Here is a 24,936-nt window from a genome sequence, read left to right as displayed (position 1 = left end):
GACGGGACGGACCATGGTAGCCGCCGACGCGCATGTTCACCCCATTGGGCGCATGGGCATGCATACCGGGCGCGGGAGCGGAAAACCGGTCCGCTCGCCCCTGTCCTTCGGTGGCGGCGCACTACTCGGGCCTGGTGTGCGGGCGTGACGTGGCGTGAGGCCGTGGTGGGCGGCCGTGGCGTGCGGGCGGGCCGTTCAGGCGCCCGCGAGGGTCGCGACGAGAACCGCCTTGATGGTGTGCATCCGGTTCTCGGCCTCGTCGAAGACCACCGAGTGGGCGGACTCGAAGACCTCGTCGGTGACCTCCAGCTCGGTGAGCCCGTGCACGGCGTGGATGTCCCGGCCGACCGCGGTGCCCAGGTCGTGGTAGGCGGGCAGGCAGTGCAGGAACTTCACGCCGGGGTTCCCGGTGGCGCGCAGCACGTCCATCGTCACGGCGTACGGGGCGAGGGCGGCGATGCGCTCGGTCCAGACCTCCTTGGGCTCGCCCATGGAGACCCAGACGTCGGTGGCGACGAAGTCGCTGCCGGCCACGCCCTCGGCGACGTCCTCGGTGAGGGTGACCTTCGCGCCGCTGCCGGCGGCCAGCTCCCGGGCCCGCGCCACGATGTCCTGGTGCGGCCAGTACGCCTCGGGGGCCACGATCCGCACGTCCAGGCCGAGCAGCGCGCCGGTGATCAGGTAGGAGTTGCCCATGTTGAAGCGGGCGTCACCGAGGTAGGCGAAGGCGAAGCCGTCCTGGCGGATGTCCTTGGCGCTGTGCTCGACCATGGTGAGGACGTCGGCCAGCATCTGGGTGGGGTGCCAGTCGTCGGTGAGGCCGTTGAAGACCGGGACGCCCGCGTTGGCGGCGAGCTCCTCGACCGCCTGCTGGCTCTCGCCCCGGAACTCGATGCCGTCGAACATCCGCCCGAGTACCCGGGCCGTGTCCCGTACGGACTCCTTGTGCCCCATCTGCGAACCGGAGGGGTCCAGGTAGGTGGTGGAGGCGCCCTGGTCCGCGGCGGCCACCTCGAAGGCGCAGCGGGTACGGGTCGACGTCTTCTCGAAGATCAGCGCGATGTTCTTGCCGCGCAGCCGCTGGACCTCGCTCCCCGACTTCTTGGCGGCCTTGAGCTCCGCGGCCAGCTCGACCAACCCGAGGAACTCCTCGGCGGTGAAGTCGAGCTCCTTGAGGAAGTGACGACCTGCAAGGTCTATGGCCATGGTTCTTGCTCCTGGGTCGGACGGGGATCTTCGGCGTACCGTAACCCTGGAAGTGTATACGAGCCAATGCATCGCTATACAGAGCTAGGGGCCGGGATGCCCGCACGGAGACCCCGGGCGGAGAGCCCCGGCCGGAGCGCCCCGCTCAGACGGGATCGCGGACGACGGGGCAGCTCATGCAGCGGGGGCCGCCCCGGCCTCGGCCCAACTCGCTGCCCGGGATCTCCAGCACCTCGATGCCCTGCTTGCGCAGATGGGTGTTGGTGGTGGCGTTGCGCTCGTAGGCGACGACCACCCCGGGCTCGATGGCGAGGACGTTGCAACCGTCGTCCCACTGCTCCCGCTCCGCCGCGTGGACGTCCTGGGTGGCGGTGAGGACGCGGATCGCGTCGAGGCCCAGTGCGGCGGCGATCGCCCGGTGCATGTGCTCGGGCGGATGGTCGGTCACCTTGAGTTCGCGGGGTCCGTCGCCCGGTTCGATGGTGTACGAGCGGAGCATGCCGAGACCGGCGTACTGGGTGAAGGTGTCGCCGTCGACCATCGTCATCACGGTGTCCAAGTGCATGAACGCCCGCCGCTTCGGCATGTCCAGTGCCACGATCGTGTGCGCGGAGCCGGCGTCGAAGAGCCCGCGCGCCAGCATCTCCACCGCCTGCGGGGTGGTGCGTTCGCTCATCCCGACGAGGACCGCGCCCCTGCCGATCACCAGCACGTCCCCGCCCTCGATGGTCGACGGGTAGTCGTGCTGCCCCTGCGACCAGTGGTGGAAGGCGCCCGCTCCGGGACCGGTGAAGAGCGGGTGGTGGCGGTAGATCGCCTCGAAGTGGACGGTCTCGCGCTGCCGGGCCGGCCAGCGCATCGCGTTGATCGACACCCCGTCGTAGATCCAGGCGGAGGTGTCCCGGGTGAAGAGGTGGTTGGGCAGCGGGCCGAGCAGGAAGTCGTCCGGCTCCATGACGTGGAAGCGGACGGAGACCGGTTCGGTGTGCCGGTCGAGGAACTCCCGCTTGGTCATCCCGCCGACCAGCGCCTCGGCGAGTTCCGCCGGGGTCAGTTCCTCGAAGGCCGCCCGCAGGTGCTCGGTGGCGAGCGGGCCGTACTCCTTCTCGTCGAAGACCCGGTCCAGCACCAGTCTGCGGGCCACCGGGACGCTCAGGGCCTCCCGGAGCAGGTCACCGAAGAGGTGGACCTCGACGCCACGGGCGCGCAGCAGGTCCGCGAAGCCGTCGTGCTCCTGCTGGGCGCGGCGCACCCAGAGCACGTCGTCGAAGAGGAGCGCGTCCTTGTTGCTCGGTGTGAGCCGCTTCAGTTCCAGACCGGGGCGGTGCAGGATGACGCGGCGCAGCCGCCCGGCCTCGGAGTCGACATGGAATCCCATGTCCTCATCCTCACCGGGCGGCACCCGCTTCACCCCGCGAACCGGCCTCCGATCGCGGGGCGTGCGTCACAACGGCGCGTCACAGCGGCGCGTCACAACCGGGGGTCGACCGGCTCCGACTCCAGGGCGAGGACGGCGAAGACCGCCTCGTGGACCCGCCAGAGCGGCTCTCCCCCGGCCAGCCGGTCGAGCGCCTCCAGCCCGAGCGCGTACTCCCGCAGCGCCAGCGACCGCTTGTGGCCGAGGAAGCGGGAGCGCAGCCGCTCCAGATTGTCCGGGCGGGTGTACTCGGGGCCGTAGATGATCCGGAGGTACTCCCGGCCGCGCACCTTGATGCCGGGCTGCACGAGCCGTCCCTTCGCGTCCCGGACGAGAGCGCCGAGCGGTTTGACGACCATGCCCTCGCCACCGCTGCCGGTCATCTCCAGCCACCAGTCGACGCCCGCGCGGACGGACGCCTCGTCGCCGGTGTCCACGACGAGCCGCCGGGTGACCTGGAGCAGACCGGTGGGGTCGTGTTCGACCAGCCGGTCCAGCCAGCCGAGCTGCGCGTCGTGCGGTTCGGCCGCGAGCGAGCGCCCCCGCACCGCGAGGACCTGGAACGGCGCGAGCCGCACCCCGTCCAGCCCTTCGGTGTTCCAGCAGTAGCGCCGGTACGCCTCGGTGAACGCGGCGGCGTCCCCGGCGCGCTCCCGCTGGCGCCCGGCGAGAGCGGTCACCTCGATGCCCCGGTCCGCGGCGGCCTCCAGCGCGGCGAGTGCGGGCGGGAGGACGGCACCGGCGGCGGCGCCCACGGCGGCGTACTGCGAGCGCAGCAGTCCGGCCGCCTTCAGCGACCAGGGCAGCAGCTCCGCGTCGAGCAGCACCCAGTCGGTCTCCCACTCCTCCCAGAGCCCCGCGGCGGTGACGGCGGACCTGATCCGGCCGAGGAGCGTCTCGGTGAGCGCGGTGTCGTCCAGGAACGGCCGCCCGGTGCGGGTGTAGAGCGCGCCGGTCGGACCGTCCGTACCGAAGCGCTCACGGGCGGCGTCGGCGTCCCGGCAGACCAGGGCGACGGCCCGCGAACCCATGTGCTTCTCCTCGCACACGACCGCGGTGACACCGTCCGCCCGGTACTGCGCGAACGCCTCGGCCGGGTGCTCCAGGTACCCGTCCTCGTGGGAGGTGGCGGTGGGCGCCATGGTCGGCGGGAGGTACGGCAGCAGCCGCGGGTCGACCGCGAACCGGCTCATGACCTCGAGCGCGGCGGCGGCGTTCTCCTCGCGCACCGAGAGCCGGCCCATGTGCCGGGTCTCCACGATTCGCCGGCCCTGGACGTCCCCGAGGTCGAGCGGCCGGCCCTCCCTGCCTCCCGGCGCCTCGGAGGCGAGCGGCTTGACCGGCTCGTACCAGACCTTCTCGGCGGGTACGTCGACGATCTCGCGCTCCGGCCAGCGCAGCGCGGTCAGCTTGCCGCCGAAGACCGCGCCGGTGTCCAGGCAGAGGGTGTTGTTGACCCAGGAGGCGGTGGGGACCGGGGTGTGGCCGTAGACGACGGCCGCGCGGCCGCGGTAGTCCTCGGCCCACGGGTAGCGCACGGGCAGCCCGAACTCGTCGGTCTCGCCGGTGGTGTCGCCGTACAGGGCGTGCGAGCGGACCCGGCCGGAGGTGCGGCCGTGGTACTTCTCGGGGAGCCCGGCGTGGCACACCACCAGGTCGCCGCCGTCCAGGACGTAGTGGCTGACGAGTCCGGCGACGAACTCCTCGACCTGCTTGCGGAACTCGGGGGCCGTCTCGTCCTCGCGTTCGAGCTGCTCGATGGTCTCGGCCAGACCGTGGCTGTGCTGGACCTTGCGGCCCTTGAGGTAGCGGCCGAGCTTGTTCTCGTGGTTGCCGGGCACGCAGAGCGCGTCGCCCGAGGCGACCATGGACATCACGCGGCGCAGCACGCCGGGGCTGTCCGGTCCCCGGTCGACCAGGTCGCCGACGAAGACCGCCGTACGCCCCTCGGGGTGCGTGCCGTCCGCGTAACCGAGCTTGGCGAGCAGGGACTCCAGCTCGCTGCGGCACCCGTGGATGTCACCGATGATGTCGAAGGGCCCGGTGAGGTGGCGCAGGTCGTTGTACCGGCGCTCACGCTCGACGACCGCCCGGTCGGTCTCCTCCTCGGTGTGCAGCACGTGCACCTTGCGGAAGCCCTCACGCTCCAGCCCGCGCAGCGAACGGCGCAGCTCGCGCCGGTGACGCTGGACGACGTGGCGCGGCATGTCCGCACGGTCGGGCCGCTTCGCGTTGCGCGCCAGGCAGACCTCCTCGGGCAGGTCGAGTACGACGGCCACCGGCAGCACGTCGTACTCCCGGGCCAGCTGGACGAGCCTGCGTCGGGCCTCGGACTGCACGTTGGTGGCGTCCACGACGGTCAGACGGCCCGCTTCGAGGCGCTTGCCGACGATGTAGTGCAGAACGTCGAAGGCGTCGCCGCTCGCGCTCTGATCGTTCTCGTCGTCGGCGACGAGCCCGCGGCAGAAGTCCGAGGAGACGACCTCGGTGGGCTTGAAGTGGCGGCGCGCGAACGTCGACTTGCCGGAGCCGGTGGCCCCGATCAGCACGACGAGGGAGAGGTCGGGCACCGGGAGGGTCCGGGGCCGCACGGCCGACCGGTCGGTGGTGCCGATGTCGGTGCTGGTGCTGCCGCTGGTGCTGGTGCTGTCGGTGTCGTTCATGCCGCCTTCGCCTCCTTCTGGCTCTCGCTCTGCTTCTCGTTCTCGCCTTCGGCGAGGAGGGTGAACACCGCCATCTGGGTGGGCGGTCCGACCTCGGGGTCGTCCTCCCCGATGGGCGTGAACACGACCGTGTAGCCGTGGCGGCCGGCCACCTGGCCCGCCCAGTCGCGGAATTCGGCCCGGGTCCACTCGAACCGGTGGTCGCCGTGCCGGACATGCCCGGCCGGCAGGGTCTCCCAGCGCACGTTGTACTCGACGTTCGGCGTGGTGACGAGCACCGTCCGGGGCCTCGCCGAGCCGAACACCGCGTACTCCAGCGCGGGCAGCCTCGGCAGGTCCAGGTGCTCCACGACCTCGCTGAGCACGGCCGCGTCGTACCCCTTCAGCCCCTTGTCCGTGTACGTGAGCGCGCCCTGCCGCAACTCGACCCGGCGGGCCTGGCGTTCGCCCATCCGGTCGAGCTTGAGCCGGCGCGCGGCGATGGTGAGGGCGCGCATCGACACGTCGACACCGACGATCTCGGTGAACCGCACGTCCTTGAGCAGCGCCTGGACCAACTGCCCCTGTCCGCAGCCGAGGTCGAGCACGCGTGCCGCTCCGGCCGCGTGCAGCGCCGACAGGATCGCGTCGCGGCGGTGCTGCGCGAGCGGCACCGGACGCTCCGGGGTGTCGGTGGTCTCGTCCACCGCGTTGTCCACGCTCTCCACGTCGAGGTCGTCCGACTCGGCGAGGCGCACGAGTTCGAGCGCCTGCTCGGCCTGCCGGGTCAGCCCCCAGCGGCGGGAGAGGTAACGGCTGGTGATCAGCCGGTGCTCCGGGTGCGTGGCGAGCCATCCCTCACCGGCCCGCAGAAGCTTGTCCACCTCGTCCGGCGCCACCCAGTAGTGCTTGGCGTCGTCGAGCACCGGCAGCAGGACGTAGAGCTGGCGCAGCGCGTCGGAGAGCCTGAGCTCCCCCTCCAGCGTCAGCCGCACGTACCGCGACGCGCCCCACTCGGGGAACTCCTCGTCCAGCGGTACGGGCTCCGCGTCCACGCGCGCCCAGCCGAGCGGCCCGAACAGCTTCTGCACGAGCTCGGCACCGCCCCGCGCGGGCAGTACCGGTATCTCGATCCGCAGCGGCAGCGGCGCCGCGGCACGGTCGGGCAGCGCCCGGCATTCACCCCGCAGCGCGGACTTGAAGACGGTCGTCATGGCCACCGACATCAGCGAGGAGGCCGCGTAGGGGCGGTCGTTGACGTATTGCGCGAGCGCCGCGTCGGGAGCTCCGCCCCGGCCCTTTCCCTTGCCACGCCGGACCAGCGCCACCGGATCGACCTCCAGCAGCAGCGCGGCCGTGCACCGCTCGGGGGACGCCTCGGGGTAGAAGACGTGCGCCGTGCCGTGCGAGGTGGAGAACGTCTGCGCCTTGTCGGGGTGCTTGTGCAGCAGGAAGCCGAGGTCGGTCGCGGGGCGTTCCGGGATGCCGGTCGTACTGATCGTCATGAACACCTGACCGAGTATGGGCGCGACGGTCCGCCCTCACCAGGCATTTTCTCTGTGCTTCCGTGCTACCGGTCCTTTCCCCCCGGCAGGTCGCCCAGACCGGGGGCCGACAGGTGCAGCACCTCGTAGCGCTCGGTCGCGCTCTCGTCGGGCGCGGAGGCGTCCGCCCACAGCACGAACCGCAGCAGCTGCCAGTGGTGCGGATCGAAGGCCAACGCGGCGGTGTGCACGCCCTCGTGGCGGGAGAGCTGACGCAGTTGTTCGGCCTCCCGCTCGATCAGCGCGGAAAGTCCCGAGCCGGTGCCGTCCGGGTCCGCGTCCGCGGGCAGGGGTGCGAGGCGGCGCGAGGCTGCCCGGGGAGGCGCCGTACGGGCGGGGCCCGCGTGGCAGGCGATGCCTGCCCAGTGGTGGACCGCGGGGCGGCCGAAGTCCCGGACGATGTTCTGGAATCCGCCGCCACCGACGAGGAACCGGCTCATCGCGCCGGTGTCGTTCCACAGGTAGAAGGGGGCGTACTGGTTGACCGGCGAACCGCTGGTGCCGCGTTCGCGGATGACGTAGGCCTTCAGGCCCAGTCCGGCGCGGTCGTCGAGGGCGTGGCCGCCCGCTGCCACCCGCTTGCGGATGATCCCCATGTCGTAGTCGGCGGGCAGGGTGATCTCGTACTGCATGGCGTACACGAAGGGATCTGCCTCTCCTGGCGGACGGCGGACGGCGGACGGTCAGGGGGTCGGCGGGCCGGTGGGGTCCTCGGCCCCGGCGCCCTCGTGCGTGGTGGGTACGCGTGCGTTCAGCATGCCGAGCACCCCGGCGATCGCTTGGTCGAACGGCCCCACGGAGTCGGCGGCGCGCGCCAGGACGTAACCGCCCTGGAGGACCGCGACGACGGTCGTGGCGGTCGCCCGCGGGTCCAGCGCGGCATCCAGTTCGCCGCGCTCGCGCCCCTCGTCCAGGACGTCGGAGAGGCGCTCACGGAGCCAGGCCAGGGTCTCCTCGACCGGGGCCCGCAGCATCGGGTCGGTCATGACGTCCGGGTCCTGGGTGAGACGCCCGACGGGACAGCCCTTGAGGACGTCACGCTCTCGACGCAGATACGCGGTGACGCGCTCCATGGCGGTCCCCGGTACGGAGAACTGCTGCTCGGCCTTGGCGCGCATCTCCTCGGCGGTGCGGCGAATGGCGGCGAGCGCCAGATCCGGCTTGCCGGCGAAGTGGTGGTACATGCTGCCCTGCCCGGCCCCGGCCCGCTGCTGGATCGCCTTCGGACTGGTGCCGGTGTACCCGCGCTCCCACAGCAGTTCGCGGGTGCTCTCGATGAGGCGGTCGGCGGTGCTCATGCGGCGACTATACATACTAGTAGGTACAGCCGCGCCCCACTGTGCGGCACCACCGCTCCGGTGGAGGTGGAGGTGGAGCGGGAGGTGGAGCCGGGCCGCCGATCGCCGACTGCTCCATGCGGGCGCCGCCTTCGGCAGGTGGAACGGGCCGGAGTTCCGGCGCGACGGCCGGGTTCTCGGGGCCGCGGGGTTCTGCGTGCGCCTGCGCGCGCGGCGGATCGGTCAACCCTCTGGGTCTGCGCCACGCACATGGATGAATTCCGCCGTCCTGCGACCAGGGATTTCGGGGCGCATGAACAGAACCACCCCATTCGGTGGTGATTACTTTGCCGGTCTCCCGGCCGCGTGTGGAGCAGTCCCTGCCCCTTGTGCGGTAAGTAAGGGTTGTCCCGCAACTCAGGGTGGTCGGTAAGCGGCGTCGGATGCGGTGCACCGCAGAGCGGAGGGACGTCCGCGTACGGGTTGCAGCGGATACCCCGGCAACGCGGCGAGGTGCCGTGACGAGCGTCGCGCACCGCCGGGAATTGCGGGACAGCCCCTGGGTGTGCGTGGCACCGCCACCGGCTACCACTCCGCGCGCCCACCCGTAGCCATTCCGACGTTCGCGAGGATCGATGACGACGTCCACCACCGAACCGCCGACTCTCGTACCTTCCCCGACAAGAGGTCCGGGCAGTGTCGTGATCGCCTGGGCCACGACGACCGACCACAAGAAGATCGGGCATCTCTATCTCGTCGCCGCGTTCTTCTTCTTCGCCGCGGGCGGAGTGATGGCGCTCCTGCTCCGTGCGGAGCTGGCGCGGCCGGGTCTGCAGATCCTGTCGACCGAGCAATACAATCAGACGTTCACCCTGCACGGCACGATCATGCTGCTGCTCTTCGCCACTCCGACATTCGCCGGATTCGCCAACGCGATCATGCCGCTCCAGATCGGTTCGCCCGATGTGGCGTTCCCCCGCCTGAACATGCTGTCGTTCTGGCTCTTCCTCTTCGGCGGGCTCATCGTCCTCGGGAGCCTCCTCACCACCCAGGGGGCGGCGGACTTCGGCTGGACGGCCTACACGCCGCTCAGTGGCGAAGAGCGATCACCGTCCGTCGGCTCCGACCTGTGGGTCATGGGGCTGGCTCTGGCGGGCTTCGGGACCATCCTCGGAGCCGTCAACTTCATCACGACGATCATCTGCATGCGCGCCCCCGGCATGACGATGTTCCGCATGCCGATCTTCACCTGGAACATCCTGTTCACGTCGGTACTGGTCCTGCTCGCCTTTCCCGTGCTCGCAGCGAGCCTGCTCGTCCTGGAAGCCGACCGGCGGTTCAACGCGCAAGTGTTCAATCCGGAGAACGCGGGCGCCATTCTGTGGCAACACCTGTTCTGGTTCTTCGGCCACCCCGAGGTCTACATCATCGCTCTGCCCTTCTTCGGCATCATCACGGAGATCATTCCGGTATTCGCACGCAAACCGATCTTCGGTTACGTGGGGCTCGTCGCGGCGACCATCGCCATCACCGGCCTCTCCGTGACCGTATGGGCCCACCACATGTTCGCCACCGGTGCGGTGCTACTGCCGTTCTTCTCGTTCATGACGTTCCTCATCGCCGTACCGACCGGGGTGAAGTTCTTCAACTGGATCGGCACGATGTGGAGAGGTTCACTGTCGTTCGAGACACCGATGCTCTGGTCCATCGGATTTCTCGTCACGTTCCTCTTCGGCGGGCTGACCGGAATCATCCTCGCGTCTCCGCCGCTCGACTTCCACGTCACCGACAGCTATTTCGTGGTGGCACACTTCCATTACGTCGTCTTCGGGACGGTCGTCTTCGCCATGTTCGCCGGTTTCCATTTCTGGTGGCCCAAGATGACCGGAACCATGCTCGACGAGCGCCTCGGGAAAATTCACTTCTGGACGCTCTTCGTCGGATTCCACACGACCTTCCTCGTCCAGCACTGGCTGGGCGCCGAGGGAATGCCGCGGCGCTACGCGGACTACCTCGCCGCCGACGGGTTCACCGCGCTCAACACCCTGTCCACCATCGGCGCCTTCCTCCTGGGCGGCTCCACCCTCCCGTTCCTCTACAACGTGTGGAAGACGGCCAAAGCCGGCGAACGCGTCACGGTCGACGACCCGTGGGGCTACGGCCGGTCCCTGGAGTGGGCCACCTCCTGCCCGCCGCCGCGGCACAACTTCGTCACGCTGCCGCGCATCCGGTCGGAGTCGCCCGCGTTCGATCTGCACCACCCCGTGGTCGCCAAGCTGGACCACGCCCGCACCGCCGGTCGGCGCGACGCCTTCGAGCCCGGCGAGGGAGTCGCCTCACCGATGGGGGACGAGGGGAAGGGCGCATGAGCCTCCCGTCCGGCCTGGAACCCCGGCGCTTCCTCGTCAGGGAGAGCGACCGGCACCACGCCTGACGGGGAGATGACAGTGAGGCCGGTTCCCCGTGCCCTCGTACGGCACGGGGAACCGGCCTCGTTCCCGGAGATCCCAAAGGCTCAGTGCGGCGAGGCGCTCCGGCGGCTCCTGCCGCCCCTACGGGGCGTTTCCCGGCCCCTCTCGCTTCCGCAGCACCGCTCCCAGCATCAGGGAGGCCACCGCCAGCACGATCAGAACGGTCCCCGCCGCCACGTTGATGGTCTGCTGTGCGCTGTTGAACGTCTCCGCCTTCTGCAGGCCCAGGATCCAGGGTGATGCCACCAGCCATCCCCCTGCCGCCATCACGGTCCAATCGCTCCAGGGGCCCGCATGCCGGCTGAATCTGGCGAGGACGACCAGCAGCACGATGATGCCGATGGCCAGCTCATTGCGGTGGGCGTCCTTCGCCGCGTCGGGGGCATTGCCCCAGATCCACGGCGCGAAGCACAGAACGATCGCGGTCACCATCATGAGCCAGGTCACTATCTGTTCGCGCCACCCGTGCAGCAGGATCAACTGGGCCTGACGCGTTCTCTGTTCGTGCGAGGAAAGTGTGGGTACCGACATCGCGCTCCTCCGTGTCCCTGGTGCGGCCTGATCGTCGGTGCGGGCGCGGACGGTCACGCCGCTGCCCGTCGCCGCCGTCCCGCCGGGGGGCTCTGCCGGATGTTCTGCCAGGTGTTCTGCCACCTCGCGGCCGCCCCGCGCGCGGAACTGGTGACGGCGCGGCCGGAAGCGCGCCGCGTGCCCGCCCGCGGCCGGCAGGGTGGCACAGAGCCCGCTGATCCAGTATGTGACGACAGTCGCGACTCCGCGCTCTCACACGGTGGGGCCGCTCCGGGCCCGTGCGGGCCGGCTACCGGCCGAAGGAGGCATCGCGGGACACGGGGCCCACGTCGCCGTGCCGACCGGGCCGGCGAGCGGCGTGAAGCTGTCCGGGACCGGGTCCGCCCCGCGCCGCCAGCGCGTCGGCGACAAGGCCGGTGGCGAACGCGTACACGGTCTTGTGCACCACGTCCCACAGGAGTTCCCCGCGGGGCCAGGTGGCCGGTGGGGCGCCCACACCGGTGGCGTTCTCCAAAATCTGGTCGCAGGTGAGGCGGACCACGGTGAACTGGGCCGAGGCGACGGGCCCGCGCACTCCCGCGAGGGACATGGCCGAGCGCAGGACCCCGAGGAGGGCGGCCTGCCCGAAGTGCATGACCTGGTTCAACGGCAGCGACCGCCCACCGGAGCCTTCCGGCAAGCCGGTCAGGCGCTCCAGGACGCGCGCCGGGACGTGGGAATCCGGCCGCCCGGTGACGGTCTGCTCAGCCTTCTCACCGAGCGTCATCACGACGGCTCCCACACCACCGGCCACGAGTCCCTGCCACAGCGCGCGCTTCATCATGTCGGGGGCCTACCCGGTGGCGGGGCCGAATCGCCGACTGCGCCCAGCCACCACTCGCTCGCCACCGCGCTCACCCGGATGCCGGGGCCGGCCACACCCGGTCGGGGAAGACGGGCCCGCGGCGGCGCCCGCGTCCGCACGGCTACTCCCACGCACGGCTGAGGGCGGCGATCCGCGAAGGGCCGACCCTGCAGCATCCGCCGATCAGCCGTGCGCCGTCCCGTACCCAGGTGCGTACGTGTTCCGGGTCGCCGAAGGTGCTCGTCCCCGTCCACCGGCGCCCCCGCGCGTCCCACCGCTCCCCGCTGTCGGGGTAGACGACGACCGGCTTGCCGGTCGTCTCCGCCGCGCACCGGACGGCGTCCTCCGCGTCCGCCGGGTCGCAGCAGTTGATCCCGACCGCGATCACCTGGTCGTTCTCCACGGCCTCAGCGAACGCCGCCCGCAGCGGCTGCCCGGCCCGGGTCAGTCCGCCCGCGACGGTGTACGAGAGCCAGACGGGGATTCCGGTGCCCGCGACCGCCCGGAGCAGCGCCCGCGCCTCGTCCGCGTCCGGCACCGTCTCCAGCGCGAGTACGTCCGGCCCGGCCGCGGCGAGCGCCTCCACCCGAGGGCGGTGGAACCGCTCCAGCTCCGCGACGGAGAGGCCGTACCGGCCGCGGTACTCACTTCCGTCCGCGAGCATCGCCCCGTACGGCCCGACCGAGGCGGCGACCCAGGTCTCGCGTCCGGCGCGGTCGCCCGCGTGGCGGGCCAGCTCCACGCTCAGCGCCAGCAGCTCCGCCGCCCGGAGGTGTCCGATCCCCCGGCGGGCGAACCCCTCGAAGGTCGCCTGGTAGCCGGCCGTGATGAGCACCTGTGCGCCCGCCCGCGCGTACGCCGTGTGTGCGGCCTCGATCTGTTCCGGCGCGTCCGCCAGCAGACCGGCCGACCACAGTGCGTCGGACAGGTCGCACCCCTGGGCCTCCAACTGGTTGGAGAGCCCTCCGTCGAGTACCACCGGCCCCTCGGCGAGGGCGTCGGCGAGCGGTCTCGGGACGGTACGCACAGGGGCTCCTTCGCGTCACCCCGGCCGGCTCAGGCCGACAGGGACCGGATCACCGGCTCACCGGATCGCTGGATCACCTGCTCAGACCAGCTGGGTCTGGACCTGCGAGGAGATCAGCTCCAGGTGGTCCAGGTCGTCGAGATCGAGGATCTGGAGGTAGATCCTCGAGGAACCGACCGCCGCGAACTGCCCGATCCTGTCGACCACCTCGGCCGGCGAACCGGCGAGGCCGTTGGCCTTCAGCTCCTCCACCTCCCGGCCGATGGCGGCGGCCCGGCGGGCCACCTCCGCGTCGTCCTTGCCGACACAGACCACGAGGGCGTTGGAGTACACCAGGTCGTCGGGTGCGCGCCCCGCCGCCTTCGCCGCCTCCCGCACCCGGCCGAACTGCTTCTCCGTGTCCTCCAGCGAGGCGAACGGGATGTTGAACTCGTCCGCGTACCGCGCGGCCAGCCGGGGGGTACGGACCGCACCGTGGCCGCCGATCAGGACCGGCACCTTGGCCTGGGCCGGCTTGGGCAGCGCGGGCGAGTCGGTGAGCTGGTAGTAGGTGCCGTCGTAGGTGAAGGTCTTGCCGACCTCGGTGGCCCACAGACCGGTGACGATGGCGAGCTGCTCCTCCAGGCGGCCGAACTTCTCCTTCGGGAAGGGGATGCCGTACGCCTTGTGCTCCTCCTCGAACCAGCCCGCGCCCAGACCCAGCTCGACCCGTCCGCCGGACATCTGGTCGACCTGGGCGACCTGGATGGCGAGCACGCCGGGGAGGCGGAAGGTGCCCGCCGTCATGAGCGTGCCCAGGCGGATGCGCTTGGTCTCGCGGGCCAGACCGGCCAGCGTGATCCAGGCGTCGGTCGGGCCCGGCAGGCCGTCACCGGACCCCATGCGGAGATAGTGGTCCGACCGGTAGAAGGCGTCGAAGCCCAAGTCCTCGGTGGCCTTGGCGACGGTCAGCAGGGTGTCGTAGCTCGCCCCTTGCTGGGGCTCGGTGAAAATGCGCAGGTCCATGCCTCCATCCTGCCTCTTCCCGCCAGGCTCCCCTCGCACGGGCCCGCCCCCGACGGCGCTACCCCCGCCCCCGGACCGCGCCGTACGGGCCGTCCCGCTCCCTCGCTCGCTCCCGTGCCCGCTCCTGTGCCTGTTCGGCGAGACGGGCGAGCATGCCCCGCACCCGGTCCATGGACTCGTCGGCCGCGTCTATCGCCTCGATGCACAGCCAGTAGAGGGTGTCCTCGCCGGTGTCACAGGCGACCCCGACGAGAGCCATGCCGGCCTCGCCGAGCAGCAGTGCCAGCCCGGCGAGGGTGCGCGACACGTCGGCCACCTCGGTGAGGCGGGCAGCGCGCGCCTGTCCGGTCAGCAACACCGGCGAATCCGGTGCGGACCAGTCGCGTCCGCCGATCTCGCCGAGCCCGCGCGCGTCACCGCGTAACTCGGCGGGCCCGGTGGCGGCCAGCCGGTCGCCGATGGCCCGCGCCAGCGCCTGGGCCTGCCACGCCTCGGTCATGATGTCCGCCGCACCCCGGCTCTCCGCCAGCGCGCGTCGTCCGATCTCGACCAGTCGTTCCGCTTCCATTCGGTCCCCCGTCCCTACAAAAACCCGGTCACCCAGTCCATTACCCACAGTGAGGTAGGCGGTACCGAAAGGACAGAGGAATTCGGAAATCTGTGGATACACAGACGATTGTGGAAAAGCCGATCACTCCGAAGAGTGATGCTCCGGGGAACCAGAGCTCTCCGGAACCGGAAAGCGGGTCTCGTTCCGGTCGATCTTCGCCGACAGCGCCGCCAGCGCATCCACTCCGAGCACCGCGCAGAACTGGAGCAGATAGGCGAGGACATCGGCCACCTCGTCCTCCACCCGGTGCGCCGTCCCCGGGTCCGACATCACGGCCGCCGCCTCTTCCGGGGTCATCCACTGGAAGATCTCCAGCAGTTCGGAGGCTTCGACGCTCAGCGCCGCCGCCAGGTTCTTGGGCGTGTGGTACTGACCCCACTCCCTGGACTCGGCGAACGCGACGAGCCGCCGCTGGAGTTGTGTCACATCGAGTTCGGTCACCCGGACAGGTCTACCACCGTGGCGCCCTCCGTCCGGCCGGCCAGAGCGGCACCCGCCTCTCCCACCGTGCCGATCATCCGCAGGTGTCCGTCGGCGCAGATCCCGGCGGCGAGCCGGAGCAACTCCCCCGACTGGCGGCCGTCGAGTCCCCGGTCGAACCCGTCCGTCAGAACGGTGAGGGCGCGCATGGCCCAGGGAATCTCGTCCGGGGTGTTCACCTCCAGCACATGAGGGCCGGTGAGCAGTACCAGCGCGAGGGCGAGATAGCGCAGTTCACCGTCGCCGAGGCGCCCGATCGGGGTGGTGCGCCCCGCTCCGCGCCCCACCAGGGCCTCCACCGTGCCGTCCGCCAGATCCCGCGTGGTCAGCGCGGTCACGGGCCCCGCGCACCCGGCCGCCGCCGTGGCCACCAGCCGGGCGTGCCGTTGCGCACACTGCGTACGGGTCCGGGCGAGCACCGCGGCGAGGTTGTCGCAGCCGGGGCGCAGCCGCCCCGCCCCGGCGGGGACCGGTCCGCGCATCCCCCGGGGGAGCGGATCGCAGGGGAAGGCGGAGTGCAGGCCGACCACCACCTGCTCGGCGGCGGCGAGGACGCGCAACTGGCCCTCGGTGATGCCGGCGACCCGCAGCGGCAGGAGTGCTGTGGCCAGCCGTCCGTCCGGGAGGGGAGCCCGGGTCACCGGCACCTGCCCTGCCGTGTGCCAGGCGGCTTGCACCGTGGGGCGGCTCGGGTCGCGCAGCGCGGTGGTGAGCAGGGTCTGCCCGCCCGCCGTGAGCCGCTCGCCCACGATGCGCAGGGACGGCTCGGCCTGGACGGCCACATCGAGCCGGACCGGCCCGGCCGGGCCGTCCACGGTGCAGCCGACCCGGAACCCCCGCCGGCCCTCGGAGTCGGCCACCGCGCGCTCGGGCACGCAGGCGACGGGATCGGGGAACACCTCCTCCAGCGCGTCGCCCGCGCCGAGCCGGGCCAGCGCCTCGTAGGCCCGCAGGGCGGAGGACGCACCGCTGCCGCTGGGGCCGGTGAGCAGGGTCAGCGGCCCCAGCGGCAGGGTTCTGCGCCAGTGCGAGGCGAAGGCGGCCAGCCGCAGCTCGGTGACGACGGGGCGGACCGGCCGGGCCGGTGTGCCGGGAGCGGTACGGGGCGGACAGACACGGGTCGTACCCGGAGGAGGGGCGGTGGTGGTCATGACCGGACCGTACGCACGGCTCGGGTCGGCGAACCGTTACGCCCGGACAAGCTTCCTACGATTGAGGGATGCCCGCCGGGGTCACCCCCTCGACCTCCATGCCGAGGGGTGCGAGCAGGAAGACGTTCCGGTCCACCCGGTGCATGCCGCTGCCGAGCCCGAAGACGACCCCGCTGCTGAAGTCGAGAATGCGCTTGGCGACGTCGGCCTCGGCCGCCGTCAGGTCGAGCAGGACCGGGACCTGCGCGACGAGGTACTCGGCCACCTCGCGGGCGTCGGAGAAGACCTGGACCCGCAGCACCACCAATCGGCGCTGCTCCTCGGCACTCTCCTGCGGAACCGCGCCGTGATCGACCCGGGACGGCCACTCGTTGCGGCCCCGCAGCGGCACCACCTGGGCCAGGCCCTCCCACTGTGCGTCAGTGGCGTCGTACCTGTCGTACCTGCTCACAGGGTCACCTCGTCCGTGTGCCGGTCGACGGTGCGCCGGCCGCGCTCGCTGTTCATCGGGCAATCCTCTCGCCCCTCACCCGTTCGGCCCACCAGCGACACGGCCGGGAATCCGATCCTCCGGATCGGGCCCGCCCCCTGCCGGGTCGGCTCTGGACGCGGCATCAACGTAGCCCGAGACGACTCGGTCGTTCCACTCGCCCTGGGCTCCGGGGCGGGACGCCGCGCCTCCGGCCCCCCGCTGGGCGCGGCGTCAGGTGACGGCACCGGCCGACATGGACACGGTTCGCGCCCACTCCGCGTGGCTCGCGCGCCCAACCTTGCGCATGTCCGTCTCGTCAAAGGAACAGCGGTCATAGTTCAGGAATGCCGCGACATCACCGGCTGAAGCGGATAACGCCGATGATTGTCTGTTCTGGTGTGCAGCTACGCCTCGTAACGTTTTGCTCATGGCCAACCCCCATGCAAGCCCCGCGCTGCCCACACCGCCCGCGGCTCCCGCCGAAGCCGCCGCCGACTTCGCCGCACGCCTCACCTTCCAGGCGGATGTTTCCGACGTCCGCGCCTCACACGACTCCGCCGACCCGGGCTTCGTCCTGGTCGATTCACGCGGCATCGCCGGCTGGCAGCAGGGCCACGTACCGGGCGCGGTCCACCTGCCCACCGCCGACATCCCGGCACGAGCCGCAAGCCTGCTCCCGGTCGAATCCCTGGCCGGTATCGAGCAGAGCGAGGCGGACCGGTTGACCGCCCCGCTCGGCTCCATCACCTGCGCATGCTGACGGACGCCCCACGGCCGGGCGGCACGGTCCGCCGGGCCCTGTTGGCCGACCTGCCCAAGGTGGCGGAGATGTGCGCCGCGCACGCCGCGTTCGAGGGTGCTGGGCCTGTCCCTGCCGATCTCGCCACTCGCCTGGAGTCCGCCTTGCTGCCGGCGGATCCCAGGGCTTGGTGCTTCGTGGGCGATCACGAAGGAGAACTCACCGGTTATGCGACGTGCTCACTGGAATTCTCCACCTGGCAGGCGTCCGACTACATCCATCTGGATTGCCTGTTCGTCACCGAGACACACCGCGGAGAAGGCTGGGGACGCAGACTGCTCGACGCGGTGACCCGCACAGCAGCGGCCCGCAGCCTGGCTCAGGTGCAATGGCAGACGCCCGAGTGGAATGCCGATGCCATCCGCTTCTACACCCGCGCAGGAGCCCAGGCATCTCCCAAGGTCAGATTCTCACTCCCCGTACAGATTCCGTCCGGCAGACCGTGAGGGCGACCGGGTGGGCGACGGCCGGGCCGACTCCTCGCAAAAGCACCGCCGCCACGGGGTGAACGTGCAGGTCGTGACCGGCCCAGCCGCCCAGGCGCAGCGGTTCTCACCCGCGCCGCCCGGCCGGTGCCACGACGCGACCGCGGCCCGCGCGCACCGCGCCATCCGGATCTGTGCATGCCGGGGCATCCCCATCGCGGCCGACCGCGCCCGAGGGCTCCGGCCCCTTGGGTCACCACCGGACGCGGACGCCACCCGGCGGCCAGCTCTGAATGCCTCAATTACCTTCTCGCGCAATGGCGTTGACACTCTCACGAGAGTCTACCTAGGATCAAGGGAACTTCAGAGAGCGCTCTCCAGCCGCTGGCCTGCGAAATTGTCTTCTGCGAACGGGCCGCAGCGCGTGAGAAATGGGGATTCCCCGTCGACTCGGGCCAGTTCAGGTGCTCCGAGCCGATTTCCGACCGCGACAACCGCCCCGGAAGCCACGCGGAAGACAGGAATGTCCATGTCGATCACGCCGAACACGCTCATGCCGCCGGTGGGGCGTGCACCCCCGGGCCGCCCGACGACGTGGACCCCTGCCGGTCGTTCCGGCCGCTGTGCCGACGGTAACCGCCGACGGCAACTGTCGGCGGGTCCGGCGGTGGCGGCACCGCCGGCGGGGGAAGAACCAGCGTTCGGTGGCAGTGGCGCAGGGCCAGGGGATGGACGGAGATCGCCCGCGTGAAACGTGATCAGGTACGAAGCCGCGCTCTCCTCCGAGGACGCGCGGCCACGGCACTCTACTTCCTGCTCTTCGGTGCCACCCTGGGCTGCTGGACCAGCCGCATCCCCGCGATCAAGGCGGAACTCGGCCTGAGTGAAGGACTGCTCAGCCTCGCGCTCCTTGCGTTCGCCCTGGGAGCGATAGCGGGCATGCTGGGCCCGGGACGGCTCGTCGACCGTTGGGGAAGCTTCCGGGTCCTGGTGCCGACGGCGCTGCTGGAAGGCGTGCTGCTCGCTCCGGCAGCGTTCATGCCGTCGTTGGCCTGGCTCATGGCGGCACTCTTCGTCTTCGGCCTGGCGCACGGCACGTTGAACATCGCGATGAACGCGAACGCGATGGAGGTCCAGCGCGCGTGGGGCCGCCCCATCGTGACGTCGTTCCACGCCGTGTACAGCATCGGCGGCTTCCTGGGGTCCGCGGTCGGCGGCTTGTTCGCGCAGCAGGGCGTGAGTCCGGGGACGACCTTCGTCATGGTGGGTGCCGGAGTCCTGGTGCTGGCCCTCTGGGCGATCGCCTGGACTCTGCGGGGAGACGCGATCCGCCCGGCCGACGCGGAGTCCGAGCCGGCGCCCGGGAGCAAGCGCGTCGGACCGCGTTCGTTCGGTCTGCTGCTGCTCGGAGGGCTGGCCATGTGCACCCTGGTCGGGGAGGGAACGGCCGCGGACTGGAGCGCTGTCTACCTGCACGAGAGCCTCGGCAGCACGCCGGCCTTCGCCGCTGTGGCGTTCGCCGCGTTCTCGGTCGCGATGACGGCCGGACGACTGCTCGGTGACGGTCTGGCCCTGCGCCTCGGCCCCGTGCTGCTCGTCCGCGGATGCGGGGTGCTCGCCTCGGCCGGCATGATCGCCGCCCTGCTGATCGGACACCCCGTCGCCGCGGTCATCGGCTTCGCATGTCTGGGGGCCGGAATGTCGTGCATCGCTCCCCAGGTGTACGCGGCCGCGGCCCAACGCGACCCCTCCCGCGCCGGCGCGGCGCTGTCGCTCGTGGTCAGCCTCGGATACGTGGGGTTCCTCATCGGGCCCCTGGTGATCGGCGCGGTCAGCACCGTCACCGGGTTGCCGACCGCTCTCGGCGTGCCCGCAGTACTCATCCTTCTCGTCGTCCTCGGGGCCCCCATGTTGCGTCCGACGCCCCGGAGTGCCGCGGGGACCACCCCCGCAGAGCAGGTGCGGGAGACTTCCGGCAGCGGGAACGCCGGTGCTGCCGGTAGTTGACCGCCCGCCCGACAGCAGGTGTCTGCTGCCAGGGGTCGAGCCGTCTGTAGGCGGTGCGCGTTGGTGAGCACGGTTTGCTGGACCCCGCGCAAGGTTCCGGGCATGGGGGGGGGTCAGCCGACGTGGTGGATCGGGAGCTCCCCCTCGCCGTGGACGGCCTGCCCCGGGACGAAGGCGGGGACCAGCCCCTGCTCGATGTCCCGTGCCAGCGAAGCGACTTCAAACATCGCCTCGAACACACCCCCCTGTTCGGCGCCGTTCAGATGCCGGTACTCGGTGCCGACCGTCAACGCCAGTCGCTCGGGAAGGCCCAGGTCGGGGTGGCGGTTCTCGGCGACGATCCGGCGGGCCGCCTCCGGCGCGGAGATTCCGGCCTCGTGGAAGGTGTGGGCGCGCTCGCGCACGTGACCGAGGTAGTCGATGTGGTCCCGGACCCCGGACGGGCCGAGCAGCGGGCCGTGGCCCGGCACGATGGTCTCCGCCCCGGTCGCCAGGACGGTTTCGCACGCCTCGATCACCTGGGCGAGCGGTCCGGCCCAGTGGCACGGGTGGTCGCCGGGCCGCTCGGGGGTGGAGCCGAAGATCACGTCGCCGGTGAACACCGTGTCGTGGTCCGGAAGATGGACGATCAGGTCGCCGGTGGTGTGGGCGGGCGGCAACGCCGTGATCCGTACCGGGTGTCCGGCCAGAGTCAGTTCCAGCTCGCCGGTGAAGTAGGTGGTCGGTACGACGGGTTCGGTCTCCGACCAGTCGAACGGACCGAAGTGGCGTGACAGGTACGCCCCGAGTGGAGTGTCGGGATCGCCGGAGGCGATCAGGGCGTGCTGTTGCCGCGGCGTGGGCTCGAAGTGGATGTGCTCGCGGGCACCGCGTGTGACGATGATCTCGGCGTCCGGCACGACGCCGGCGCCCCAGAAGTGGTCACCGTTGGCGTGCGTGACGATCACCCGGTCGACCGAAACGCCCTCCGGCAGCAACTCCCGACTTGCCGCCAGGAACTGCCCGGCCAACGCCCGGTCGTAGGGGGTGTCGATCCACAGCGCCCCCTTCGGCGTGGCGAACAGACCGCAGTTGGCCAGCCCCCAACCCCTGTGCGGCGGCAGCCAGACGTACAGTCCCTGGCCCAGGTCGACGATGTCCCCACCCGTGATCGGCATGGGGCGATTATGCCGTGCCCGTCGGACATGGCAGGGGCCCTTGCCGGTGTCCGGCCGTTCCGGCCGATCCGACGCGCAGGGTCGGACATGGCCCAAGGGAAACCAGGCCCGCGCATGAGGGAGGGCCGGGTGGCGTCCGTGGCTTCCCGGCCCTCTTGGTGGTGGAATCAGGCGTTCCCGCGCGCGGGGCCGTGTCAGGACTCCTCGAAGTAGGCGTCCAGGACCACGTCGAGCTCCTCCGGCCACTCCTTGAGCCGCTTCCGGCTCTCCGCGACCACCTCGCCGTTGAACCAGCGGCGCGAGGAGACGTGGACGGTGAGGGTGAACCGGCGTGCCGTACGGGCCGTCTTCACCTCGACCGCGGAGACCTCGGACCAGTCGAAGTCGGCCTGCTGGTCGTCGAGGGTGAACCGGATTCCCGACTTGTCCACGCGGATGGACCCTCGCCGGTCGCTGACCTCGAAGACCGGCGCACCGGACTCGTCACCCTCACCGGACTGGTCACCGTCGTCGGATGCGTCACCTTCGTCGGATCCGCCGGCGGACTTCTCGCCGGTCCGCCCGCCTACGGCGCCCTCCGTGTCCTTCGTGTCCTCCGTCGCGACGTCGGCCGGCTTCGCAGCGTCCACCGGAACGGCGTCCTGGACGTCGTCGGCGCCTCCGGCGACACCGGCATCGCCGTCCGCCGCTTCCGCCGCTTCCACGTCTTCCGTCGGTGCTCCGGCCTTCTCGTCGTCCTCCGTCCGCGCCGGAACGGGGGCCGTGAGGCCGGGAATGTACGCCGGGTCTGTACCTGCGGCGAACTCGGGCGTCTTGTTTGAATCTATGCTCTGCTCCACGGCGGGCAGTATGGTCCACGAACCTGTACGAGAACCAGTCACGCCCGTCCCGCCCTGCTCGGAGCACCCCTTTGCCGGAGGTCGTCGGCAGAGGGAGACGTCGCTTCCGCGCGGAGGTGCGCGCGGAAGCGACGCTCGGGCACAGCCGCCGGGACTACAGGGAGCAGCTCTTCCCTCCCAGGGTGAAGGCGCTCGGCGCTCCGTTGCTCCCGGTCCAGCTGCCGGTGAACCCGAAGGACGCCGACGACCCGACCGCGAGCTTCCCGTTCCAGCCGACGTCGGTGGCCGTCACCGCCGTGCCGGACTGCTGGACGGTGGCGTTCCATGCCTGGGAGATCCGCTGCCCGCCGGGGTAGCTCCAGGCGAGTTTCCAGCCATCGATCGCCGTGGTACCGGTGTTGGTGAGGGTGACGTCGCCCTGGAAGCCGCCGGACCACTGGTTGGTGATCTTGTACGTCACCTTGCAGGCGGCGTCGGCCGGGGTGCCGGGGTCCGTGCCCGGGTCGGTGCCGGGGTCGGTGCCGGGGTCGGTGCCGGGGTCGGTGCCGGGGTCGGTGCCCGGGTCGGTGGTGCCGGTGTCACCGGACGCGGAGTCGCCGTACAGGATGCCGCGTCCGTTCGTGGCGACGTACACCCGGCCGAAGATCCGCGGGTCGCCGGTGATCGCGCCACCGGTCCACCCCCACTGGTGCGCGTCGTCGTTGATCCGGGTCCAGCTCGCGCCCGCGTCGGTGGACCGGAAGATGCCGCGCACCCCGCCGATCTTCGCGCTGGTGAACAGGGTCTGGTACGAAGCGCCCTGGGCCGCCTTGCCGAAGCCGATGGAGTCGGCCTGCGTGACGTTCGAGAGCTTGGTGAAGGTGGCGCCGGAGTCGGTGGAGTGCCAGAGCCCGTACGTGCCCGTCGCCGCGCCGCCGGCCAGCCAGACGTCGCCCTCGGTGCCGGGGACCGCCTTGAAACGGACGTTGCCCTCGGTGGGGAGGCCGGTGGAGGGCTTCGCCGTGAAGGTGGCGCCGGAGTCGGTGGAGACGTAGAAGACGCCCGACTTGTAGCCGTAGAACTTCTTCGGGTTCTTGCGGTCCGACTCGACGGTGGCGCCGGCCGGGATGCCCGTGGACGCCGTCCACGACGAGCCGAAGCCGGTGGTGCGGTAGACCCCGGTGCCCGCCGGGCTCCAGACGAACGAGCTGCCGTCCGCCGCGGCTGCGACCGTGCCGCCGCCGGTGACGCCCGAGGGGTCGGTGCCGCCGAACCAGTTGGCGCCGTTGTCGGTGGAGAAGGCGACGTGCGGGGCGGCGTCCGCGTCACCCACGCGCACCACCCTGCTGGGGGACGCCTCCGCGAAGTCGAGGCTGGTGGTGGAGGTGAAGTTGGGCGAGGTGTACATCATCGCCGGCACGGCGTCGAGGTTCGTGTGCCGGAAGCCGCCGACGTCGAGCAGACCGCTGAGCAGCGGGGCACCGGAGGGCGGGCTGGCCAGGTCGTTGACGGCCGTCTCCTCGATCCCCTTCACCATGGGCGTGATCGTGAACTTGCTGCCGCTGTCCCAGTTCTTGAGGTTCTCCGTACCGAAGAGTGTCGCGCCGGTGCCGTACATCATCCGGTTGGAGTCGAACGGGTCGATCTCCAGGGACTCCGTCATCCAGCCGAGCTTCGGACTGGTCTCGGGCGGCGAGGGGTTGGCGCCCCAGGTGAGCCAGGGAACGGAGGAGACGTCCTGGGTGTAGCGGGTGGAGCGGGTGGGGTAACTCGTGTACTCCCAGGCGGTGGTCCAGGTCGCACCGCTGTCGGTGGACCGGAAGATCTGGGTGTCCGGGAACCAGGAGCTGTAGGCGGTCGCCATCAGCGTTCCGGGCTTCTGCCGGTCCACGGTGAGTCCGCTGAAGCCGTAGTACGTGTCGGCCTCGGCGACGGGGCTGACGTCGGTCCAGGTGCCGGTGGCCGTGTCGTAGCGGGCGATCTTTCCCTTGCCCCCGTCGTACGGGCCGCCGGTGTCGCTCAGCGAGAGGTAGAGGTAGCCGGTGCCCTCGTCCAGTACGCCCTTGTGCGCCAGGTAACCGGTGGGCTGCCCGGCGATCCGGGACCAGGTGGCGCCGGCGTCGGTGGAGCGGTAGACGGTGTTCGCCTTGTCCGCCACCCCGACGTAGATGTTCTTCGTGGCCGTACCGGAACTGCCGCCGCGCCCGTCGAACGTCACCCAGGTGACGCCCTGGTTGTCGTTGCCGTAGCCGCTGGTGTCGGTCGGGTCCTGGGAGTAGTTCCCGGGGTTGGTGAAGGTGGTGACCTTCGACCAGGTGGCGCCCGAATCGGTGGAGCGCCAGAGGCCGTTGCCGCTCGGGGCGCCGAGGTAGAGGACCGAGTTCTTGTGCGGGTCGACGGCGAGCCGCTCACCCATCCCGCGCCCCGGCATGTTGCCGCCGAGCTTGAAGGGGAGCACCGAGGGCGTCCAGGTGGCACCCCGGTCCGAGGAGCGCAGCACTGCGCCGTGGGTGGGGTCCCAGTCGTTGGTGTACGTTCCGGCGGCGACGTACACGTTGTTCGGGGCGACCGGGTCGGAGGCGAGGCTGACCACGCCCGTCCAGCCCCAGTGGTCCCAGTCCACGGAGTCGAGCAGCGGCTTCCACTGCTTGCCCGACTGGTCCCAGCGGTAGGCGCCGCCGATGTCGGTACGGGCGTAGGCGAGGTTCTTCTCGCTCCGGTTGAAGACGATGCCCGGGACGAAGCCACCGCCGTCGACACGGACGTTCTTCCAGGTGTACGAGTCCGCCGCCAGGGTGGCGGCCGACGACAGATCGGATGCTTCCGCCGTGGTGGCGCCGCCTTGCGACGTCCGGGGCTGCGCCACCGAGGGGGTGGCGATGCCCGACAAGCCTGCTGCCAAGGTGAACGTCGCCAGCAGGGCGGCAAAGGGTCTGGCTCTCAAGCGCACGGAAAAGTCCTCTCCGAGCTGGACCGCCACACAGGTGGCAGTGGGCCGATGCGGGTGGTGGGAGCGCTCCCATCAGCAGCCGATGGTAGCGGCGCACGGCATC

General features: G+C 71.0%; 22 protein-coding genes and 1 pseudogene. 5 read left to right on the top strand and 18 right to left on the bottom strand.

Annotated elements, in window-relative coordinates; translation table 11 throughout:
* Positions 1-195: 195 nt before the first annotated feature.
* The 6 genes from argF to ACFYPN_RS07435 all read right to left on the bottom strand — a co-directional run bounded on the left by argF (position 196) and on the right by ACFYPN_RS07435 (position 8,107).
* Entirely contained in the window at positions 196-1,206 is a 1,011-nt protein-coding gene (gene argF, locus ACFYPN_RS07460) for an ornithine carbamoyltransferase (RefSeq protein ID WP_358763176.1), read from the bottom strand.
* Between the two features lie 145 nt (positions 1,207-1,351).
* Positions 1,352-2,584 carry an arginine deiminase gene (locus ACFYPN_RS07455; protein ID WP_358763178.1) on the bottom strand — a complete coding sequence of 411 codons (1,233 nt, stop codon included), beginning with the start codon at positions 2,582-2,584 and terminating at the stop codon, positions 1,352-1,354.
* 92 nt (positions 2,585-2,676) lie between these two features.
* Positions 2,677-5,286, bottom strand: a complete 2,610-nt coding sequence (locus tag ACFYPN_RS07450) for a polynucleotide kinase-phosphatase (protein ID WP_358763180.1) — start codon at positions 5,284-5,286, stop codon at positions 2,677-2,679.
* On the bottom strand, positions 5,283-6,776 hold the full coding sequence (locus tag ACFYPN_RS07445) for a 3' terminal RNA ribose 2'-O-methyltransferase Hen1 (RefSeq protein WP_358763182.1): 1,494 nt from the start codon (positions 6,774-6,776) through the stop codon (positions 5,283-5,285). The genes ACFYPN_RS07450 and ACFYPN_RS07445 overlap by 4 nt, the downstream gene beginning before the upstream one ends.
* Before the next feature lie 59 nt (positions 6,777-6,835).
* Entirely contained in the window at positions 6,836-7,450 is a 615-nt protein-coding gene (locus ACFYPN_RS07440) for a DUF4865 family protein (protein WP_358763184.1), read from the bottom strand.
* Between the two features lie 42 nt (positions 7,451-7,492).
* Positions 7,493-8,107, bottom strand: a complete 615-nt coding sequence (locus ACFYPN_RS07435; RefSeq protein WP_358763186.1) for a TetR/AcrR family transcriptional regulator — start codon at positions 8,105-8,107, stop codon at positions 7,493-7,495.
* A gap of 614 nt (positions 8,108-8,721) precedes the next feature.
* Between ACFYPN_RS07435 and ctaD the strand changes: the two genes are divergently transcribed.
* Positions 8,722-10,455, top strand: a complete 1,734-nt coding sequence (ctaD, locus tag ACFYPN_RS07430; protein ID WP_358763188.1) for a cytochrome c oxidase subunit I — start codon at positions 8,722-8,724, stop codon at positions 10,453-10,455.
* Positions 10,456-10,638: 183 nt separating this feature from the next.
* Here the strand turns inward: ctaD and ACFYPN_RS07425 are convergent, their stop codons facing one another.
* From ACFYPN_RS07425 to ACFYPN_RS07390, 8 genes are all read right to left on the bottom strand, one after another.
* The gene (locus ACFYPN_RS07425) at positions 10,639-11,088 is read right to left on the bottom strand and encodes an SPW repeat protein (protein ID WP_358763190.1); all 450 of its coding nucleotides are present in this window, start codon (positions 11,086-11,088) and stop codon (positions 10,639-10,641) included.
* Between the two features lie 289 nt (positions 11,089-11,377).
* A complete protein-coding gene (locus ACFYPN_RS07420; RefSeq protein WP_389297208.1) occupies positions 11,378-11,911 on the bottom strand; it encodes a hypothetical protein in 534 nt (177 codons plus the stop codon).
* 142 nt (positions 11,912-12,053) lie between these two features.
* Positions 12,054-12,959: a homocysteine S-methyltransferase gene (mmuM, locus tag ACFYPN_RS07415; RefSeq protein WP_389297207.1), complete on the bottom strand. Its 906-nt coding sequence runs from the start codon at positions 12,957-12,959 to the stop codon at positions 12,054-12,056.
* Positions 12,960-13,040: 81 nt separating this feature from the next.
* Entirely contained in the window at positions 13,041-13,964 is a 924-nt protein-coding gene (locus tag ACFYPN_RS07410; RefSeq protein ID WP_389297205.1) for an LLM class F420-dependent oxidoreductase, read from the bottom strand.
* A 58-nt stretch (positions 13,965-14,022) separates the two neighbouring features.
* Positions 14,023-14,532, bottom strand: coding sequence for a DUF6099 family protein (locus ACFYPN_RS07405; RefSeq protein ID WP_389297203.1), 510 nt, complete (start codon positions 14,530-14,532; stop codon positions 14,023-14,025).
* A 123-nt stretch (positions 14,533-14,655) separates the two neighbouring features.
* Positions 14,656-15,015 carry a nucleotide pyrophosphohydrolase gene (locus ACFYPN_RS07400; RefSeq protein WP_358763199.1) on the bottom strand — a complete coding sequence of 120 codons (360 nt, stop codon included), beginning with the start codon at positions 15,013-15,015 and terminating at the stop codon, positions 14,656-14,658.
* Complete coding sequence (locus tag ACFYPN_RS07395) at positions 15,012-16,205, bottom strand: ATP-binding protein (protein ID WP_358763201.1); 1,194 nt, start codon at positions 16,203-16,205, stop codon at positions 15,012-15,014. Before ACFYPN_RS07395 ends, ACFYPN_RS07400 begins: the two co-directional genes overlap by 4 nt.
* Before the next feature lie 55 nt (positions 16,206-16,260).
* Positions 16,261-16,656: a cell division protein SepF gene (locus ACFYPN_RS07390; RefSeq protein ID WP_358763203.1), complete on the bottom strand. Its 396-nt coding sequence runs from the start codon at positions 16,654-16,656 to the stop codon at positions 16,261-16,263.
* A 448-nt stretch (positions 16,657-17,104) separates the two neighbouring features.
* On the opposite strand from ACFYPN_RS07390, the gene ACFYPN_RS07385 reads away from it, so the two are divergent.
* The 3 genes and pseudogenes from ACFYPN_RS07385 to ACFYPN_RS07375 all read left to right on the top strand — a co-directional run.
* Positions 17,105-17,437 (top strand): rhodanese-like domain-containing protein, encoded by a 333-nt coding sequence (locus ACFYPN_RS07385; protein WP_389297200.1) that lies wholly within the window; start codon positions 17,105-17,107, stop codon positions 17,435-17,437.
* Positions 17,431-17,922, top strand: a complete 492-nt coding sequence (locus tag ACFYPN_RS07380; RefSeq protein ID WP_389297198.1) for a GNAT family N-acetyltransferase — start codon at positions 17,431-17,433, stop codon at positions 17,920-17,922. Before ACFYPN_RS07385 ends, ACFYPN_RS07380 begins: the two co-directional genes overlap by 7 nt.
* Positions 17,921-18,191, top strand: a pseudogene (locus tag ACFYPN_RS07375) (IS5/IS1182 family transposase); the annotation flags it as partial. The gene ACFYPN_RS07380 and the pseudogene ACFYPN_RS07375, both read left to right, overlap by 2 nt.
* A 73-nt stretch (positions 18,192-18,264) precedes the next feature.
* Here ACFYPN_RS07375 and ACFYPN_RS07370 read toward each other — a convergent pair.
* Entirely contained in the window at positions 18,265-18,456 is a 192-nt protein-coding gene (locus tag ACFYPN_RS07370; RefSeq protein ID WP_389297196.1) for a hypothetical protein, read from the bottom strand.
* A gap of 192 nt (positions 18,457-18,648) precedes the next feature.
* Between ACFYPN_RS07370 and ACFYPN_RS07365 the strand changes: the two genes are divergently transcribed.
* Positions 18,649-19,908 (top strand): MFS transporter, encoded by a 1,260-nt coding sequence (locus tag ACFYPN_RS07365; RefSeq protein ID WP_389297194.1) that lies wholly within the window; start codon positions 18,649-18,651, stop codon positions 19,906-19,908.
* A 113-nt stretch (positions 19,909-20,021) separates the two neighbouring features.
* Here ACFYPN_RS07365 and ACFYPN_RS07360 read toward each other — a convergent pair whose 3' ends face one another.
* The 3 genes from ACFYPN_RS07360 to ACFYPN_RS07350 all read right to left on the bottom strand — a co-directional run bounded on the left by ACFYPN_RS07360 (position 20,022) and on the right by ACFYPN_RS07350 (position 24,833).
* Complete coding sequence (locus tag ACFYPN_RS07360) at positions 20,022-21,065, bottom strand: MBL fold metallo-hydrolase (RefSeq protein WP_389297192.1); 1,044 nt, start codon at positions 21,063-21,065, stop codon at positions 20,022-20,024.
* Between the two features lie 194 nt (positions 21,066-21,259).
* Complete coding sequence (locus ACFYPN_RS07355) at positions 21,260-21,904, bottom strand: hypothetical protein (protein ID WP_389297190.1); 645 nt, start codon at positions 21,902-21,904, stop codon at positions 21,260-21,262.
* A gap of 154 nt (positions 21,905-22,058) precedes the next feature.
* Entirely contained in the window at positions 22,059-24,833 is a 2,775-nt protein-coding gene (locus ACFYPN_RS07350) for a cellulose binding domain-containing protein (RefSeq protein ID WP_389297188.1), read from the bottom strand.
* Positions 24,834-24,936 lie beyond the last annotated feature (103 nt).

Source organism: Streptomyces sp. NPDC005576 (assembly GCF_042871745.1).
Lineage (GTDB): Bacteria > Actinomycetota > Actinomycetes > Streptomycetales > Streptomycetaceae > Streptomyces.
This window is presented reverse-complemented; position numbering and strand designations above follow the sequence as displayed.

Bases quoted from the DNA above. Each gene is read 5' to 3' on its own strand.
- argF (WP_358763176.1), bottom strand. From the start codon at position 1,206: ATGGCCATAGACCTTGCAGGTCGTCACTTCCTCAAGGAGCTCGACTTC.
- ACFYPN_RS07455 (WP_358763178.1), bottom strand. From the start codon at position 2,584: ATGGGATTCCATGTCGACTCCGAGGCCGGGCGGCTGCGCCGCGTCATC.
- ACFYPN_RS07450 (WP_358763180.1), bottom strand. From the start codon at position 5,286: ATGAACGACACCGACAGCACCAGCACCAGCGGCAGCACCAGCACCGAC.
- ACFYPN_RS07435 (WP_358763186.1), bottom strand. From the start codon at position 8,107: ATGAGCACCGCCGACCGCCTCATCGAGAGCACCCGCGAACTGCTGTGG.
- ctaD (WP_358763188.1), top strand. From the start codon at position 8,722: ATGACGACGTCCACCACCGAACCGCCGACTCTCGTACCTTCCCCGACA.
- ACFYPN_RS07425 (WP_358763190.1), bottom strand. From the start codon at position 11,088: ATGTCGGTACCCACACTTTCCTCGCACGAACAGAGAACGCGTCAGGCC.
- ACFYPN_RS07420 (WP_389297208.1), bottom strand. From the start codon at position 11,911: ATGATGAAGCGCGCGCTGTGGCAGGGACTCGTGGCCGGTGGTGTGGGA.
- ACFYPN_RS07410 (WP_389297205.1), bottom strand. From the start codon at position 13,964: ATGGACCTGCGCATTTTCACCGAGCCCCAGCAAGGGGCGAGCTACGAC.
- ACFYPN_RS07405 (WP_389297203.1), bottom strand. From the start codon at position 14,532: ATGGAAGCGGAACGACTGGTCGAGATCGGACGACGCGCGCTGGCGGAG.
- ACFYPN_RS07395 (WP_358763201.1), bottom strand. From the start codon at position 16,205: ATGACCACCACCGCCCCTCCTCCGGGTACGACCCGTGTCTGTCCGCCC.
- ACFYPN_RS07385 (WP_389297200.1), top strand. From the start codon at position 17,105: ATGGCCAACCCCCATGCAAGCCCCGCGCTGCCCACACCGCCCGCGGCT.
- ACFYPN_RS07380 (WP_389297198.1), top strand. From the start codon at position 17,431: ATGCTGACGGACGCCCCACGGCCGGGCGGCACGGTCCGCCGGGCCCTG.
- ACFYPN_RS07370 (WP_389297196.1), bottom strand. From the start codon at position 18,456: ATGAGCGTGTTCGGCGTGATCGACATGGACATTCCTGTCTTCCGCGTG.
- ACFYPN_RS07360 (WP_389297192.1), bottom strand. From the start codon at position 21,065: ATGCCGATCACGGGTGGGGACATCGTCGACCTGGGCCAGGGACTGTAC.